Source organism: Microcoleus sp. A003_D6 (assembly GCF_036702825.1).
GTDB lineage: Bacteria > Cyanobacteriota > Cyanobacteriia > Cyanobacteriales > Microcoleaceae > Microcoleus.
Genome location: NZ_JAUBWA010000014.1, coordinates 1 through 14,761, shown reverse-complemented (window position 1 = coordinate 14,761; position 14,761 = coordinate 1). Strand labels below are relative to the sequence as shown.

Annotated in this window: 14 protein-coding genes; 7 read left to right on the top strand and 7 right to left on the bottom strand. The window is 45.1% G+C overall.

All coding sequences use genetic code 11. The features are described from left to right. Positions 1-288: 288 nt before the first annotated feature. A complete protein-coding gene (locus tag QUB70_RS06460; RefSeq protein WP_332979091.1) occupies positions 289-1,443 on the bottom strand; it encodes a Re/Si-specific NAD(P)(+) transhydrogenase subunit alpha in 1,155 nt (384 codons plus the stop codon). 579 nt (positions 1,444-2,022) lie between these two features. Between QUB70_RS06460 and QUB70_RS06455 the strand changes: the two genes are divergently transcribed. The 3 genes from QUB70_RS06455 to QUB70_RS06445 all read left to right on the top strand — a co-directional run bounded on the left by QUB70_RS06455 (position 2,023) and on the right by QUB70_RS06445 (position 6,173). Continuing rightward, on the top strand, positions 2,023-2,535 hold the full coding sequence (locus QUB70_RS06455; protein ID WP_332979090.1) for a DUF2808 domain-containing protein: 513 nt from the start codon (positions 2,023-2,025) through the stop codon (positions 2,533-2,535). Between the two features lie 601 nt (positions 2,536-3,136). Then, positions 3,137-4,408: an MFS transporter gene (locus tag QUB70_RS06450; protein WP_332979089.1), complete on the top strand. Its 1,272-nt coding sequence runs from the start codon at positions 3,137-3,139 to the stop codon at positions 4,406-4,408. Positions 4,409-4,589: 181 nt separating this feature from the next. Next, complete coding sequence (locus QUB70_RS06445) at positions 4,590-6,173, top strand: MDR family MFS transporter (protein ID WP_332979088.1); 1,584 nt, start codon at positions 4,590-4,592, stop codon at positions 6,171-6,173. Between the two features lie 105 nt (positions 6,174-6,278). Here QUB70_RS06445 and QUB70_RS06440 read toward each other — a convergent pair whose 3' ends face one another. The 3 genes from QUB70_RS06440 to QUB70_RS06430 all read right to left on the bottom strand — a co-directional run bounded on the left by QUB70_RS06440 (position 6,279) and on the right by QUB70_RS06430 (position 10,478). Continuing rightward, a complete protein-coding gene (locus QUB70_RS06440) occupies positions 6,279-7,046 on the bottom strand; it encodes an ABC transporter ATP-binding protein (protein WP_332979087.1) in 768 nt (255 codons plus the stop codon). A gap of 125 nt (positions 7,047-7,171) precedes the next feature. Then, on the bottom strand, positions 7,172-8,050 hold the full coding sequence (gene glyQ / locus QUB70_RS06435; protein WP_332979086.1) for a glycine--tRNA ligase subunit alpha: 879 nt from the start codon (positions 8,048-8,050) through the stop codon (positions 7,172-7,174). 112 nt (positions 8,051-8,162) lie between these two features. Continuing rightward, positions 8,163-10,478 (bottom strand): NACHT domain-containing protein, encoded by a 2,316-nt coding sequence (locus QUB70_RS06430; RefSeq protein WP_332979085.1) that lies wholly within the window; start codon positions 10,476-10,478, stop codon positions 8,163-8,165. A 149-nt stretch (positions 10,479-10,627) separates the two neighbouring features. On the opposite strand from QUB70_RS06430, the gene QUB70_RS06425 reads away from it, so the two are divergent. The 3 genes from QUB70_RS06425 (at position 10,628) to QUB70_RS06415 (ending at position 11,712) form a co-directional block, all read left to right on the top strand. Further along, positions 10,628-10,912 carry a hypothetical protein gene (locus QUB70_RS06425; RefSeq protein ID WP_332979084.1) on the top strand — a complete coding sequence of 95 codons (285 nt, stop codon included), beginning with the start codon at positions 10,628-10,630 and terminating at the stop codon, positions 10,910-10,912. A gap of 162 nt (positions 10,913-11,074) precedes the next feature. Beyond that, the gene (locus QUB70_RS06420) at positions 11,075-11,347 is read left to right on the top strand and encodes a hypothetical protein (RefSeq protein ID WP_332979083.1); all 273 of its coding nucleotides are present in this window, start codon (positions 11,075-11,077) and stop codon (positions 11,345-11,347) included. Beyond that, positions 11,344-11,712, top strand: coding sequence for a clan AA aspartic protease (locus QUB70_RS06415; RefSeq protein ID WP_332979082.1), 369 nt, complete (start codon positions 11,344-11,346; stop codon positions 11,710-11,712). Before QUB70_RS06420 ends, QUB70_RS06415 begins: the two co-directional genes overlap by 4 nt. Here the strand turns inward: QUB70_RS06415 and QUB70_RS06410 are convergent. Then, complete coding sequence (locus QUB70_RS06410) at positions 11,705-11,974, bottom strand: helix-turn-helix domain-containing protein (protein ID WP_332979081.1); 270 nt, start codon at positions 11,972-11,974, stop codon at positions 11,705-11,707. The two genes, QUB70_RS06415 and QUB70_RS06410, sit on opposite strands and share 8 nt — an antisense overlap. Positions 11,975-12,030: 56 nt before the next feature. Between QUB70_RS06410 and QUB70_RS06405 the strand changes: the two genes are divergently transcribed. Next, on the top strand, positions 12,031-13,164 hold the full coding sequence (locus tag QUB70_RS06405) for an Rpn family recombination-promoting nuclease/putative transposase (protein WP_332979079.1): 1,134 nt from the start codon (positions 12,031-12,033) through the stop codon (positions 13,162-13,164). Between the two features lie 167 nt (positions 13,165-13,331). Here the strand turns inward: QUB70_RS06405 and QUB70_RS06400 are convergent, their stop codons facing one another. Then, positions 13,332-13,619 (bottom strand): NfeD family protein, encoded by a 288-nt coding sequence (locus QUB70_RS06400; protein ID WP_332979078.1) that lies wholly within the window; start codon positions 13,617-13,619, stop codon positions 13,332-13,334. A gap of 94 nt (positions 13,620-13,713) precedes the next feature. Beyond that, entirely contained in the window at positions 13,714-14,001 is a 288-nt protein-coding gene (locus QUB70_RS06395; RefSeq protein WP_332979076.1) for an NfeD family protein, read from the bottom strand. Positions 14,002-14,761 lie beyond the last annotated feature (760 nt).

The following is a 14,761-nucleotide window of genomic DNA, read 5'->3' as shown; positions in this document are numbered from 1 at the left end:
GTCATCAGTCATCAGTCATCAGTCATCAGTCATCAACTGTAAAAGCTTTACCGTTTCCCAACCAGGTCAAACGTATTCACAGACTGCTGTTTACTGCCGAGGCTCGATCCCCCCTAGCCCCCCTTAAGAAGGGGGGGACAAGAAGCATTCAAAGTCCTCCTTCTCAAGGGGGATTTAGGGGGATCTGGCCTTGGCTACAAACAAGATTCATCAATGGTTTTATATTTAATCTGAGACTCATAAAACCAGACATCTCCCCACTAATGACTGCTGACTGTTGACTGTTGACTAATGACTATTAACTGCTGAAGCCTCAGCAGTCAAAGCATCCCGCACTCGCTGGTTGCTAATCTCACCGTTGCGAGCCACACAGGAACCAGCGATTATATCGTCTTCAAAATTCAAATTTAGTTCCTGATCTTTCAGCATCAACTGAAGTAAAGCCGAGATATTCTTCGAGTAAGTTTCGCTAGCGTGTACCGGCATCGACGAGGGCAAATTAATCGGGCCGATGACATTAACGCCGTTCCATTCAACATCTTTCCCGGCTTCAGAGCATTCGCAATTGCCGCCTTGTTCGGCCGCGAGGTCAACAATTACCGATCCGGGCTTCATTTGAGAAACCATTTCTCTAGTAACTAAAATAGGTGCTTTTCTGCCAGGAACTTGAGCAGTTGTAATTACTGCATCGGAAGCGCTGACGTGTTGGGTGAGCACTTGACGGGTGTGTTCTTTAGCCACTTCCGATAATTCTTTAGCATAGCCGCCTGCTGCTACAGTTTCTTCCTTGAATTCGACATCAACAAATTTAGCGCCCAAGCTTTGCACTTGTTCTTTTGTTTCCGGGCGGATGTCGAATGCTTCCACGACAGCGCCCAAACGGCGCGCAGTGGCGATCGCCTGCAAGCCCGCAACGCCCACACCCATTACCAAGACTTTCGCGGGGCGAATCGTACCCGCCGCCGTTGTCAGCATCGGAAAATATTTCGGCAATGCGCAGGCTGCGATCAGTACGGCTTTGTAACCGGCGACGTTAGCCTGAGATGACAGCGCATCCATGCTTTGAGCGCGGCTGGTGCGCGGGATCATTTCCATGCTGAATGCCGTTACTTTGCGATCGGCCAAACGCTGTACTAAAGCCGGATTTCCCAGAGGATTCAAAAATCCGATGAAAACACCTCCTTCCCGGAGTTGGTGAACTTCTGATTCTTGCAATTCCCCGATTTTCACGACGACATCGGCTTCGCCCCACAGCGTCGCGGTATCGGCGACAACCTGAGCTCCCGCTTCTTCGTAAGCAAGATCCGAGAAAAAGGATTTTGCGCCGGCACCGGCCTCAACCCAAACTTCTACGCCCTGTTTGACTAATCGGGCCACAGCGTCGGGTACTAAAGCCACCCGGCGTTCGCCTGCTTCTATTTCTTTTGCGATCGCTAATTTCATGAACTCTCCTTATTTAAGCCTTCCCAGGGCGGTTGAAACCGCTCCTACACAGACAAAACCTGCCTCCGCAGGTTTCTTGAAGTGCGATTTTTAATCGCCCGATGCCTTGCTTTACATTGAAGCAGCCGTTCCCCTAAACTTCTCTCGTTGATAGTAAAGCCGATCGCCCAAATTCGAGCCGTATCTTTAACTTATCTTATACATTCAAATTCGCTAGATTGTTAAATTTGCAACCGATTATGATATAATTTCATGTCTCCTGATTTTGTAGTTTGAATGTCAGTTATCAGTATTACGCAAAAAATAATTGACGATCGAGCAATTTGTTCCGAGGTTCCCAGATTCAGCGTTTCGCAGACTGAGGATGGAGGCACAGAAAAGCCTCGGGTTCTAACCAGCCCCCAGATTGATTCTCAAAGCAGACGGGAGTAAATTTAAAATCTAAAATCTAAAATCTAAAATCTAAAATCGGGTCGCCCTCATCAAATTGCTGAGACATTCGATATATTGTAGGCACGATCGCAAATTTCGGGCGATCGATATTTAAGGTTCACCAAGAGTTTAATTAGAGGAGTTGTTATGCGACGATTATTTTCAGCACTAGCGGTTACAGGTTGCTTGCTGACTGGATTGCCCGCCATCAGTTTAGCCCAAGGAATGCCGGGATTCACGATTTTCGGCGGCCCCGATCGAGCCAATCAGTTAAACTATCGCTTGGATTACGGCAAAGCGGGGATGAGCGGCGATAGATATCGGCTGCGAATTCCTTCCAAAAAAGTAAGTCTGGCGATCGCCCAACTGAACATATCCTATCCAGACTACTACAAAGGCGAATTCGACCAAAAAGACATTAAAGTGCGCGTCAAAGACAAAACAATCCAATTGCAAGAAGTAATCTGGGACAAAGAAAATCGTTTCATAGAAATTTATCCCGCAGAACCAATTCCTGCCGGCAACAATGTTGAGGTTGTACTCTCCAACGTCAGAAACCCATCTCCGGGCGGAATGTACAATTTCAACGTCCGCATCCGCACCCCCGGAGACGTTCCCTTGCTGCGTTACCTCGGTACTTGGCTGTTGAGCATTGATTAGAAGCAGCGCGATCGGGTTGCGAGCATAAAATGCTCGTTTCCTGATTTTGGAGAACCGAAAAATAGAACCTCCGGCTCATATAGCAATCCTAAACGATCGGTAAAATGAGTTTAGCGATAATCCCGCCGTACCATTTGTGTCAACTTAGGATTGAAACCCATAATAAATGTCGTTTGTAGTCGAGTCTATATCTCCCTAAATCCCCCTTAAGAATGACGGCGAAAGATCGCAATCTTATCCCCCCTTATTCAGGGGTGATAGCAGGGTGGTTTTATTGTGGGGAGAAGAAATCTGAAACGACAGAAAGCACCGCTCAAAGCTCGCGTCTGGGACGCAACTGTTATATTAATAAAGGTACGTAGTTGGGCTTTAGCCCTCTTTATATATACGTCTAAAGAGGGCTAAAGCCCAACTACGTACCTATTTCTAGGATGACAATTAATCCACCCTGCCTTATTCAGGGGGGCTAGGGGGATATCGCAGTTAGATACAAACAAGAGAAACAGAGGGTTTTAGTCTTAATTTGACACCAAGGGCGCGGGGAAACTACCCTAAAAAATATTGACAAATCCAATAGGATTGCTCTAGCCGTACTTGCAGCATGAATCTACTAGCAAAAATCAAAACAATAAAACTTCCTCCAGCGCTGCGATCGAGAAATTATCGCCTGTTTTTTGCAGGACAAGGCATCTCGCTGATTGGCAATTGGATGACGCAAGTCGCTACTGTTTGGCTTGTCTACAATTTGAGCGATTCACCTTGGATGCTCGGCGTGGTGGGATTTACAAGTCAAATCCCCACATTAATTTTACTGCCTTTTGCAGGAGTTTTAATCGATCGCTGGAACCGCCACCGAGTCATAATTGCCACTCAAATATTAGCAATGGTTCAATCCTTAGCGCTAGCATTTTTAGCGCTAACAGGAGTCGTGAACATTTGGCAGATCCTGGTACTGAGTTTCTTTCAAGGTGCAATTAATGCCTTTGACGCGCCCGCACGGCAAGCTTTTGTGCCCGAACTCGTAGAAAAGAAAGAATATTTAGCAAATGCGATCGCCATTAATGCTTCGATGTTCAACGCAGCCAGACTAATCGGCCCAGCAATAGCAGGTTTGCTGATAGCTACAGTCGGCGCAAGTTATTGCTTTCTCATTGACGGACTCAGCTACATCGCTGTAATTGCAGGCTTATTAGCGATGCAGATCAAACCCCGTAAAATTGCCGCAACTAATACCAAACCCTTACAAAGATTAAAAGAAGGATTCATTTATGCCTTCGGGTTTCCCCCGATTCGAGCAATTTTACTGCTATTAGCATTAGTCAGTTTGGCCGGAATGTCGCACACAGTATTAGTCCCGATTTTTGCCACCAAAATCCTGCACGGCGACGCCCAAACTCTCGGCTTTTTGATGGCTGCTTCGGGAGTCGGAGCCTTTACGGGAGCGATTTATTTGATTTCGCGCAAAAGTATAGTTGGCCTCGGCAAATGGATTGCGATTTCACCGGCAATTATGGGATTCGGGCTGATAGGTTTTGGTTTGTCCCGCATCTTGTGGCTGTCATTAATCATGATGTTGTTCGTTGGGTTTGGTTTCATTTTGCAATTTGCAGGAGGAAACACATTTTTGCAAACAATTGTAGAAGACGACAAACGCGGAAGAGTGATGAGCATATACACAATGGCATTTTTTGGAGTAACACCGTTTGGGAATTTAGTTGCCGGCGGATTGGCAAATTATATCGGCGCTCCCAATACAGTCATCATTGGGGGTATAATTTGTATTTTAGGCTCCATCATTTTTACCAAACAGTTGCCTGCTTTAAAAAACTTAGTCCGGCCACTTTATCAAAAAATGGGTTTAATTTCGCACTAAGGAGTTAGCGTCCAATCACAAAAGCCAACATTAAACAACATTCCCAAAGCCAATATCTGACTGTATCTCCAGCAATCCTCAACAACTTGTAAACTTCTCTCTTCTCTTCTCTTTCTCTGCGCCCTCTGCGCCCTCTGCGGTTAAAAAATCCAAATTAATTACGCAACCAGAGGTTAAACCAATGGCAAATAGCAGTGCAATACCACAGCAGCAGAGCGACGATCGAGTTCCCTTAAAAACCTGGATCGGCGTCATGGGAACAATACTCGGCGCTTTCATGGCAGTTTTGGACATCCAAATCACCAACGCATCTCTCAAAGACATTCAAGCAGCTTTAGGCGCAACCTTAGAAGAAGGTTCTTGGATTTCCACCGCATATCTAGTCGCAGAAATTGTAGTAATTCCGCTGACTGGTTGGCTGTCGCAGGTGTTTTCAGTCCGCCGCTACATCTTGGTAAATGCCGCTTTCTTTGTCTTCTTTTCCATGTCCTGCGCTTGGGCGTGGGATTTGAATTCAATGATTGTATTTCGGGCGCTTCAGGGATTGACGGGGGGCATTTTAATTCCGATGTCTTTTACGTTTTTGCTGACAAATTTACCGCCCAAAAAACTACCTGTCGGCATGGCACTGTTTGCACTGACAGCTACTTTTGCACCATCCATCGGGCCGACATTGGGAGGATGGCTGACTGAGAATTACGGTTGGCAATATGTCTTTTATCTCAATTTGGTTCCAGGGCTGCTGCTGCTAGCCGCTGTGTGGTACGCAGTTGACCCTAAGCCGATGCAATTGTCACTGCTAAAAGGGGGTGACTGGTGGGGAATTGTCTCGATGGCGATCGGCTTGGGTTCCCTGCAAGTTGTGTTAGAAGAAGGCAGCCGCAAGGACTGGTTGAGTTCGGATTTTATTGTGCGTTTAAGCATAATTGCAGCAATATTTCTCAGCGCTTTTTTCTGGATTGAATTAACTCGAAAACAACCGTTTATTAACTTGCGATTGCTGACTCGCCGCAATTTCGGCTTAGCAAGTATTGTGAATATTTCCTTGGGGGTGGGATTGTACGGTTCGGTGTACATTTTGCCGCTGTATTTAGGTCAGATTCAGCAGTACAATGCCATGCAAATTGGCGAGGTGATTATGTGGGGCGGCGTGCCGCAGTTATTCATCGTGCCGATGGTGCCAAAATTGATGCAGCGAATCGATATGCGGCTGATGATTGGTATCGGTGTGAGTTTGTTTGCGGTGAGTTGTTTTATGAATGCCAGCATGACTCACGATACGGGTATCGATCAGTTGCGTTGGTCGCAATTAGTCCGGGCAATGGGGCAGCCTTTAATTATGGTGCCGCTGTCAACTATTGCCACTGCTGGTATGGAGAAACACGAGGCTGGTTCGGCTTCGGGTTTGTTTAATATGATGCGAAATATGGGAGGTTCGATGGGGATTGCGGCGTTAGGAACTTTGGTCACGCAACGCGAGCAATTTCACTCGAATAGATTGGGAGAATCTGTTTCTTTGTACAATTCGGCAACGCAGGAGCGAATTAATCAAATGACTCAGTATTTTGTGAGTCGCGGTGCAGATTTAAGCGTGGCCAAAGACCAAGCAATTAAGGCAATTGATAATATTGTCCGCCGCGAAGCTTATGTAATGGCTTTTAATGATTGTTTTTACTTTGTGGGAATTGCTTTGCTGCTAAGCGGGATTGCTATTTTGGGTTTTAAAAAGGTGAAAGCTGGTGCGGGTGCTGGGGGAGCTCATTGATTCTGTAGGGCGCGGAGTGCGCTGCATCTTTGGGGCGGGCAGGATGCCCACCCCACAATAATTTTAAGAGTTTTCAAAATGCAAACTAAATGTTTTTTAGCTTATTTACCATTCTTGTTGAGCTTCTGCTTCTGCTTGGATTAAATTTTGCCGCAGTTGCCCCCAATTTATTTGATGAGAGGGCAAATCTTCGAGGAGTTTTCCGCGCTGTAAATGCAGGACTCGTGTGCTAAATTGCTCTGCTAATTCTAATTGGTGATTGACCATTAAAATTGTGGTTTGATTGTTAGTTAGCTGTGTTAATACTTGCAAAATGTGGGCGGCTTTTCCTGCGTCTAGGGCGGATGTTGGTTCGTCTAAAAGCAAGATTTTTGGTTCCAGAATGATGCCGCGGGCGATCGCCACTAACTGCTTTTGGCCAGTGGAAAGCTGCAATTCCGTGCGATCGAGCCATTCTTGGGGTATGTGCAGTTGTGCGATCGCCCCGCTAATTCTCTCTGCAATGTTTGATGAATTGACGCCCCGCAGCTTCAAAGGATAAGCCAACGCTTCTCGCACCGACATCCCCAAAAGCTTGGATTCTTGCAGGATGAGGGTGATTTGTCTGCGGAGTTCGATCGCCGGAATTTGTCGGTATTCCGTATTTTCCAGATAAATCGAGCCGCTGGTGGGGCTGCTGAGTCGGTTTAACAACCGCAACAGCGTTGTTTTGCCAGCCCCCGAAGGGCCGACAATTGCGATGCGATCGCCCTTGTGCACATCAAACGAGATATTGTCTAATAAGTAGCTAGAGGCGATCGGTGTTTTCAAACTTACACCATCAACACGCAATTGAGGAATTGTTTCTGTATTATTTTGTGAATAATTAGGCATTGAATTAATTAAAAATCTAAAAAACCGGATACCCAGATCCCCGACTTCTTTAACAAGTCGGGGATCTAACAGCTAAATTAATCCGTGTATCCGTGTCCGAATCCGTGTCGTGCCATTCTTCCTTCTCAAACTTTAACAGCTTTTTCTAAAGGAAAACCCAGATTTTCGCGCTGTTCCAAATAAAGCTGAGCAACTCGCCGCGCCAAGTTGCGAATTTTGGTGATATACCGAGTTCTTTCCGTTACCGAAATCACACCTCTAGCGTCGAGTAAATTGAAAGTGTGAGAACATTTTAGCACATAATCAAGACTAGGCAAAACCAATCCTTTTTTTGTCAATTGTTCGGCTTCTTGCTCGTACAACCCAAATAGAGTAAACAGCAATTCTGGATTGGAAGCTTCAAAGTTATAAGTACACTGTTCTATTTCTCCTTGCAGGTGAACGTCGCCGTAAGTTATGCCATCTTTCCACTGAATTTTCGTCATCGCATCAACTTCTTGGAGATACATTGCGAGGCGTTCTAGCCCGTAGGTAATCTCAATCGAAACGGGGCGACAATCTATGCTACCGCACTGTTGAAAATAGGTAAATTGGGTAATTTCCATCCCATCAAGCCAGACTTCCCAGCCCACACCCCAAGCTCCGAGGGTGGGCGATTCCCAGTTGTCTTCTACGAAGCGAATGTCGTGGTCTTCTGGGCGAATTCCTAATGCTCTGAGGGAGTCTAAATAGATGTCTTGGATGTTGGGAGGAGAGGGTTTAATTAAAACTTGATATTGATAGTAATGTTGGAAGCGGTTGGGATTTTCGCCGTAGCGTCCGTCGGTGGGGCGGCGACAGGGTTCGACGTAGGCGACAGACCAAGGTTCGGGCCCAATTGCTCTGAGAAAGGTGTGGGGATTCATGGTTCCTGCACCTTTTTCTGTGTCGTAGGATTGGGCGATCAGGCATCCTCGATCGCTCCAGAATTTGTTTAAGGTGGCAATGACTGATTGAAAGTTCACTGGTTTAAATATGGTTAGTAGGTGTCTAAGCTTATTTAAGCATACTCAAGGCACGGTTTATTCAAATAAACCCTGCCGAAATTAGATAAGACAGGATTTATAGCGAATTGCCCTACTCTGCTTTTTCCTGTTTGAGTTTTTCGATTTCCGCGATCGGTAGTAACATTCTATCAAGAACTGATTCCCATGTTTTTAGCGAGATTTTTACTGCCCTTTCTTTACAAGCTATTACCATTTCGTTTGCTGAGAGATAATTCAATAATTCCCCTTCGGTTCTAAATATTGCTTCCCATTCTTGCTGAAGACTTAAACTTTCAGCCCATACTTGTAAAACCCGATCTACAAAACATCGAAGTACATTGTAGGATTCTTGGTCATAAACTCTCTCAATTTTGGGAGTTTCAATTTCTAACATCTGAATATTTTTTTTCAAAGTTTCAAAATCAACACTACTAAAAATTTCTAACTCATGAATAATAGGCACCATTTCTTGAGCTAAATAAATAACTTTATTCTGAGGGCGATCGCGATAGCCACCTAAGGTACCGAACTTTCTCAATACCTCATTAAGCTCGTCAGAATGTGCTATTCTATCAATTAATCTTGAAAGGTAATCCATACAGTCTCCCAGAGCCATATTATGGATAATATCTGGAGACAAGGCACAAGCAATGTACATAGCTGCCGCTCTTTTTATAACAGGTTTAAAATCTCCTGTTGCTTTATTTGTTGAGGAATGTGCCCAGTTCAACCAAGCAGTAATTTTACCCGCGGCACTCAATTTTTGGACTTCTGATTCCATGTTCAATATTAGAATACTGGCATCATCCAACATTTCTGTAGTCAAAAAAAATACTTCTTTCCATTGATTCTCATTAACATGATGAGCTAGTGCTTGCAATGTTGCTTTGTTTTCGGAGTCACGACTGTGAATCTTTGCAAAGAAGTAAGCAGTAAAATATTCCTGAAATGTTAGATGCGAAAATGACCATATTTTTTGCGATCGCTCAATTAACAACCCATGCTGCGCTTCCATTGCCTTCAACACCGATCGACTATCTCGCTGGCCAATCCCTAAAAACTCCGCAATATATCCCTCAATCTCCGTCTGCTCAAATAACACATACTGCGTCTGCTCAAACTTCTTCACTGCCAGATAGCTTAATAACTCCAACTTTCGCTCCACCGACAAATCCCGATAAATCTCATCCCGATCGATCTCCCGCGACTTGTCCCAATGCTCTAGCAATAACTCCAACCCTTCTTCATAAAGCTTAGAACGCTTCGAGTAAAACTTCCCCGTCTGCTGAAACACCGCACAAGTCAAACTCAGCAAAATCGGCGTAATTGCTAACTCCTGAATCGGCTTATTCGACTCCAAAAAAAGCTGTTTTAAAAACTCCTTTGCCTTCGCCAGTCCCGCCGACTCATCCCCCATCACCGTCTTAAACCAATTTTCTGAAAACAATTGCACCTGCATTTCATTAAAATCCGCCACCTCCACAAACTGAAAGCGTAGAGATTTCCAGTCCATTTCGCCAGTAAAACTCTGCGTTCTACAAGTCACAATTACTTGCACCTGCGGATAGTCACGAGCAAACTTCTTAATTTCCTCGGTGATATTCTTCCCATTCTCCCCCGTCACCTCATCCAACCCATCCAGCAGAAGCATCGCCCGACCTTGTTTGAGTAGGGTTTCTGTATCTGATAACTGCCAACACTTCTCTAGATAAGGCTTTAGCGCATAGAAAACCTCACGTCCATCCTTCACAAAATCCCGCAGCCTAATCAAAACCGGAATCCGGTGCGCTTGTAAATTCCCTGCATTACACTCCGTTACCCCTCGCTGCAAATATGTGGTTTTGCCCGAACCCGGTTTGCCCACCACTATTAGGTTTGTATTCTTCGCCAGCACCTCTAAGCCTGACACCCGTTCCTGTTCCTTACCCAAGCCAATGCGATCTAAACCGCGAGCGCTGGGATTGTTCATGAAATCTTGTGACAAGTCATCGTATTCCGACTTACGACTACTGCTGAGCTTTTCCAGAATATTGACATCCACAAACAAGTCACCCAAAGGCACCCAACGATCGACACCCCAAAGTGGCATAGTTCCGTGCAACCGTTGGATGTCATCGTGGAGGCGCGATCGTACATCCTGAACTAACGCATCCAGATTAGAGTCTTTGTTTTGCACCGCTTCTGCTGCTTCTGGCTCAGCAATGTCTTCCCACTTTAGCCCTAGCTCCGTGCATACATTCATGAAAACATCGCAATCAATTGGGTTGCCTTGCAGCAAACTCCAGATGGTTTGTCGAGAACAATGCACAGCACCAGCCAGGTAAGTTTGTCCTCCTTGTTTTCGTTTCAATGCTTTTCCGATGTCTTTAATACCTTGTGTAGAAGCTTGGAGTGTTCGTCGTGCCATTAACAAACCTAGAAATTTATCCTCTCAATTATGGCAAATCTGACAAGTCTGACAAGTCTGACAAGTCTGACAAATAGTCAAACTCTTACTCTGACCATGCTTCCGAGCCTTTTTGAAACGATGTAAGAGTCGATTTCAAACTACTCCTGATGAAACTGTCCAACAAAAATAAACTGCTGAAAGTAACCGAGTTTGCAGTAGTGGGCGTTGCCACTTGCCTCAATCCCCACGCAGGATTTCTGCTGTTTATGCTCAAGCTGTGCTTTCAAATTCTGACTGCATTGCAGAAAGACGATCCGAGTGAAACAGACAAGGACAAACGGACAACTCGGTGTTTGCCCGATCGCCAGCAATCCGATCGAGAGGCAGCAATTGCCCCGCGATCGCTACCTCATACTCCAGTTAAGTCTACCAAGGAGCAAAAGTTAAGTTAGTCTCGCGATTTGTACGTGCGATCGCTCCTCAAACTATCGAGCGATCGCCCGTTTGTTATAATCAAAGTAATTTTCATTTTGATGCTAAAGCTGCTTCATAATTTCGATTTTGCACTAGGATGGATAAAGCAGCCGAGAAACTTTAACTAGGAACTTATTTTTATGACTCATCCCACCCTTAGCCGCGAAGCAATCGCTCAGCGTGGCAAAGAGATATACCAACAACGCATCCGTACCCATATTGAAACAACAGAGAATATCGGTAAAATTATCGCGATCGATCTCAATACTGGTGAATATGAGATTGACAAAGATTTGCTAGCAGCTTGTCATCGCCTGCAAGCCAAACAGCCTAATGCCATCACTTGGGCAGAGCGCATCGGTTATGATGCTGTATACGCAATCGGTGGAACATTGGTTAGGACAGCATTGTGATTAATGGAATAGTTGTTGGGCTTCAAGCACGCATGGGAATTATTCTCTACCCTCCGGGACGTGCAGAAATAGAAATCGAATGTGTTATTGATACAGGCTTTGAAGGCTTCTTAACTTTGCCGCCTACTGTAGTTGCAGAACTTCAGTTACCTTACGTGGCACCAATTAATGCAAATTTGGCTGACAACTCCAGCATTGTAACCAACGTTCATCAAGGCACGATCCTGTGGAATGGGGTGCAGCGAGTGATTCCGGTTTTAGCAATGGGTCGTCGTCCTCTCGTCGGGACAGCACTTTTAGAAGATTATCATCTTAGTATTGATTTTTGCGAAGGAGGAACGGTACTGGTAGATGACATCATGTAAGTTGTGTATCGAGTAGCTTGAGGAAAATCAGTATTTTGTCCTCGCTCAACCTTTGAAACTCTCCATTCATTAAATGAGATACTTCTAGCTGTGAAATGCCAAGAAGTTGACTAATTTCCCGTTGTTTCAAGTTCCCTTGTTTCAGGATACGGATTACTTGAATCCCTATTTTGCCCCGCGTAAAAAGTTCATCTGCATCCTCCAGTCCGAGGTCAGCGAATACGTTGCCACTGCTTTCTTCAAAAATCGGTTCTTGTGTCATGGTTGTTCCTCTCTTGGCATGGTATAGTACCCATCTTCGATTCCCATCGACAACTCATGAAAACAGACACGATTTTCTATAGCCTGTTTCAAGAATTCCCCAGCTTCTTCTTTGAACTGATCGATCGCCCTCCAGACGAAGCCGCCGCCTATGAATTCACCTCCCGCGAAATCAAACAACTCGCATTCCGCATCGATGGGTTATTTCTCCCCAAAACCGAAGAACCTGAAAAACCATTTTACTTGGCGGAAGTTCAGTTTCAACCCGATCCCGACTTGTACTACCGCATCTTCGGCGAACTCTTTCTCTATCTGCGACAATACAAACCCCTCAATCCTTGGCGCGTCGTTGTCATCTATCCCAATCGCCGCATCGAACACGAACAGATGCTGCAATTTCAGGAACTCTTAACCAGTCAGCGGGTGCAACGGATTTACCTCGATGAATTGCCAGAAGCCGCAGATCGATCGCTGGGAGTCAAAGTTGTTAAACTGGTAATCGAGCCAGCAGAGACAGCAGCAGAACAAGCACGGCAGTCGATCGCAATGGCCCGACAGCAGTTGTCCGATCCAACCGTTCTACGCGATTTAATCAGCCTGATCGAAACAATTATCGTCTACAAACTCCCCCAAAAAAGCCGCGAGGAAATTGCCATGATGCTAAATTTAAGCGAACTCAGACAAACTCGATTTTATCAGGAAGTCAAGCAAGAAGGCTTAGAAGAAGGACTCGAACAAGGTGAGCGGCAGGCGAAGTTAGAAGCCATTCGTCGCACGATCGGGTTGGGGATAAATTTAGAGACGATCGCGCAATTATTAGATTTGTCTCTCCAATTTGTTCGCCAAACAATTAACAAAATCCAACGGGAATCGATGTCACTCCCCGAAAAAAATATTGACTCATTTATCGAACTATTAACTCAGCAGCGATCGCTCTTCGGGGCCGCACAATTAACCGAACTAGCCCAGCTAATTGAACCCTTATCCGATGAGATCGATGTCCTTTCAGAAGCGATTTCATCCTGGGCTGAAAAATACCCTTCAATTCAGGAAGCTCAAGCCCAACTGCTCGAACCACTACCGCCGGCTAAGGCATCAGAAACAACCGCAGAAAGTCCAGAAAGTAGGATATCTCAAATTGGCGATCGCCTTAACAAACAAGCTCTCAAAAATGCCATTTTATTGTTATAATGCGGCGGTTGAAACCTCTACTACACAAACAAAGCCCGCCTTCGCGGGCTAAGAAATAAAGAGGGGGATTTAAGTTAAATTGCCACTAAAAAACAGAATAGTCAGAACCCCGACTTATTCAAGAAGTCGGGGTTCTGACAGTGAAAAAGTTGAGATTACTTTCTAGTTTAGTCTGCGGGAGCGAGGGAAACTAACAGAGTGATGTTGTCAACGCCGATGACATAAACCGTGTCTCCGGGTGTGAGGGTGATTTGGCGATCGCACCGTGCGGGCCACCAGCTACCTTGGAAGCGGACGCGACCTGTTTGATTCGGGTAAATCGATTCATCGACGACTGCTTCTTCGTTGAAATAGACAAAATTAGTGTTGATGTAGTTGTCCATTAAGATATTGTTTTCCGTGCTGTAGGTGTGAACAGAAAAAATAGAACCGAAAGCTTTTACTAAGTTGAACATTTCCCTGACTCCTTTTGTATTAATATATATGGAAGTTTAATCGCCTATTTATGCTATTTGAAAGGTTGCATTTCCTGGTTGTTGATGCTCTGATTTAGTCTGCCGGAGCCAGGGAAACTAACAGAGTGATGTTGTCAACGCCGATGACATAAACCGTGTCTCCCGGTGTGAGGGTGATTTGGCGATCGCACCGTGCGGGCCACCAGCTACCTTGAAAGCGGACGCGACCTGTTTGATTCGGGTAAATCGATTCATCAACTACTGCTTCTTCGTTGAAATAGTTAAAATTGGTGTTGACGTAATTTTTGATGAGCATATTGTTAGCGGCGCTGTATCCTTGGGTAGAGAACATCGAGCCGAAAGCTTTTACTACGTTGAACATGATATTTACTCCTGTTGTGTTAAAATATGTGGATGTGTAATTGTCTGTTTATGCTATTTGAGAGGCTGCATTTCCTCGCTTGAGATTGATTGATTGCCCTGATATTTCATTGTTCTTGCCTTCCGTCGTTCGATCAGGATAAAAGGCAAATAATTCTTGAAAAATTGAAGGGATTTGAGAAGCGGTTGCGGGGAGTATAAATCCAGTAATTCCGAGGTATTGAATTAAGGATTTCATGGTTGAGCAGTTGGTGGGATTTGCCTGACGGGTAGATGTTGTTAGCTACATTAGAGATTGGCTGATTCCGCATTGCTGCTGCTGTGAAAATGTTTTATTTTTGGGTTTGATGATTTTTTGAATCGGTTGTGACTCGCTTGCTTTACACTTACTAATTTATAAAAAGTTGAAGGTGTGTGGTGCGATCGGTCTGACACTTTCCGTCTCTGGTACTGGCACAGGACAGTAAGCAACGGCCAAACAACGATTAATCAATAGTTTGAGGCTAATTATCTGGCTGGTAGCTGTGCCAATTTAGCAAAGTGGACTACCGCAAACGGTGAATTCTGAGTTTACGCAAAGTCGATCGCCCAATCCGGAACATCCGTACATATCTAGCCCGTGACTTATAGGTTCGTAGTGAGGACTTCAGCCCAATGGCACTGAAAAAGACTTAATCACGTTCGCAGTTTAGCTTTCAAGACAGAGCGAGGTTCCTGCATTCGAGGATATGGTTTCGGTCTGCGTTTTAAAACCCTAGGTT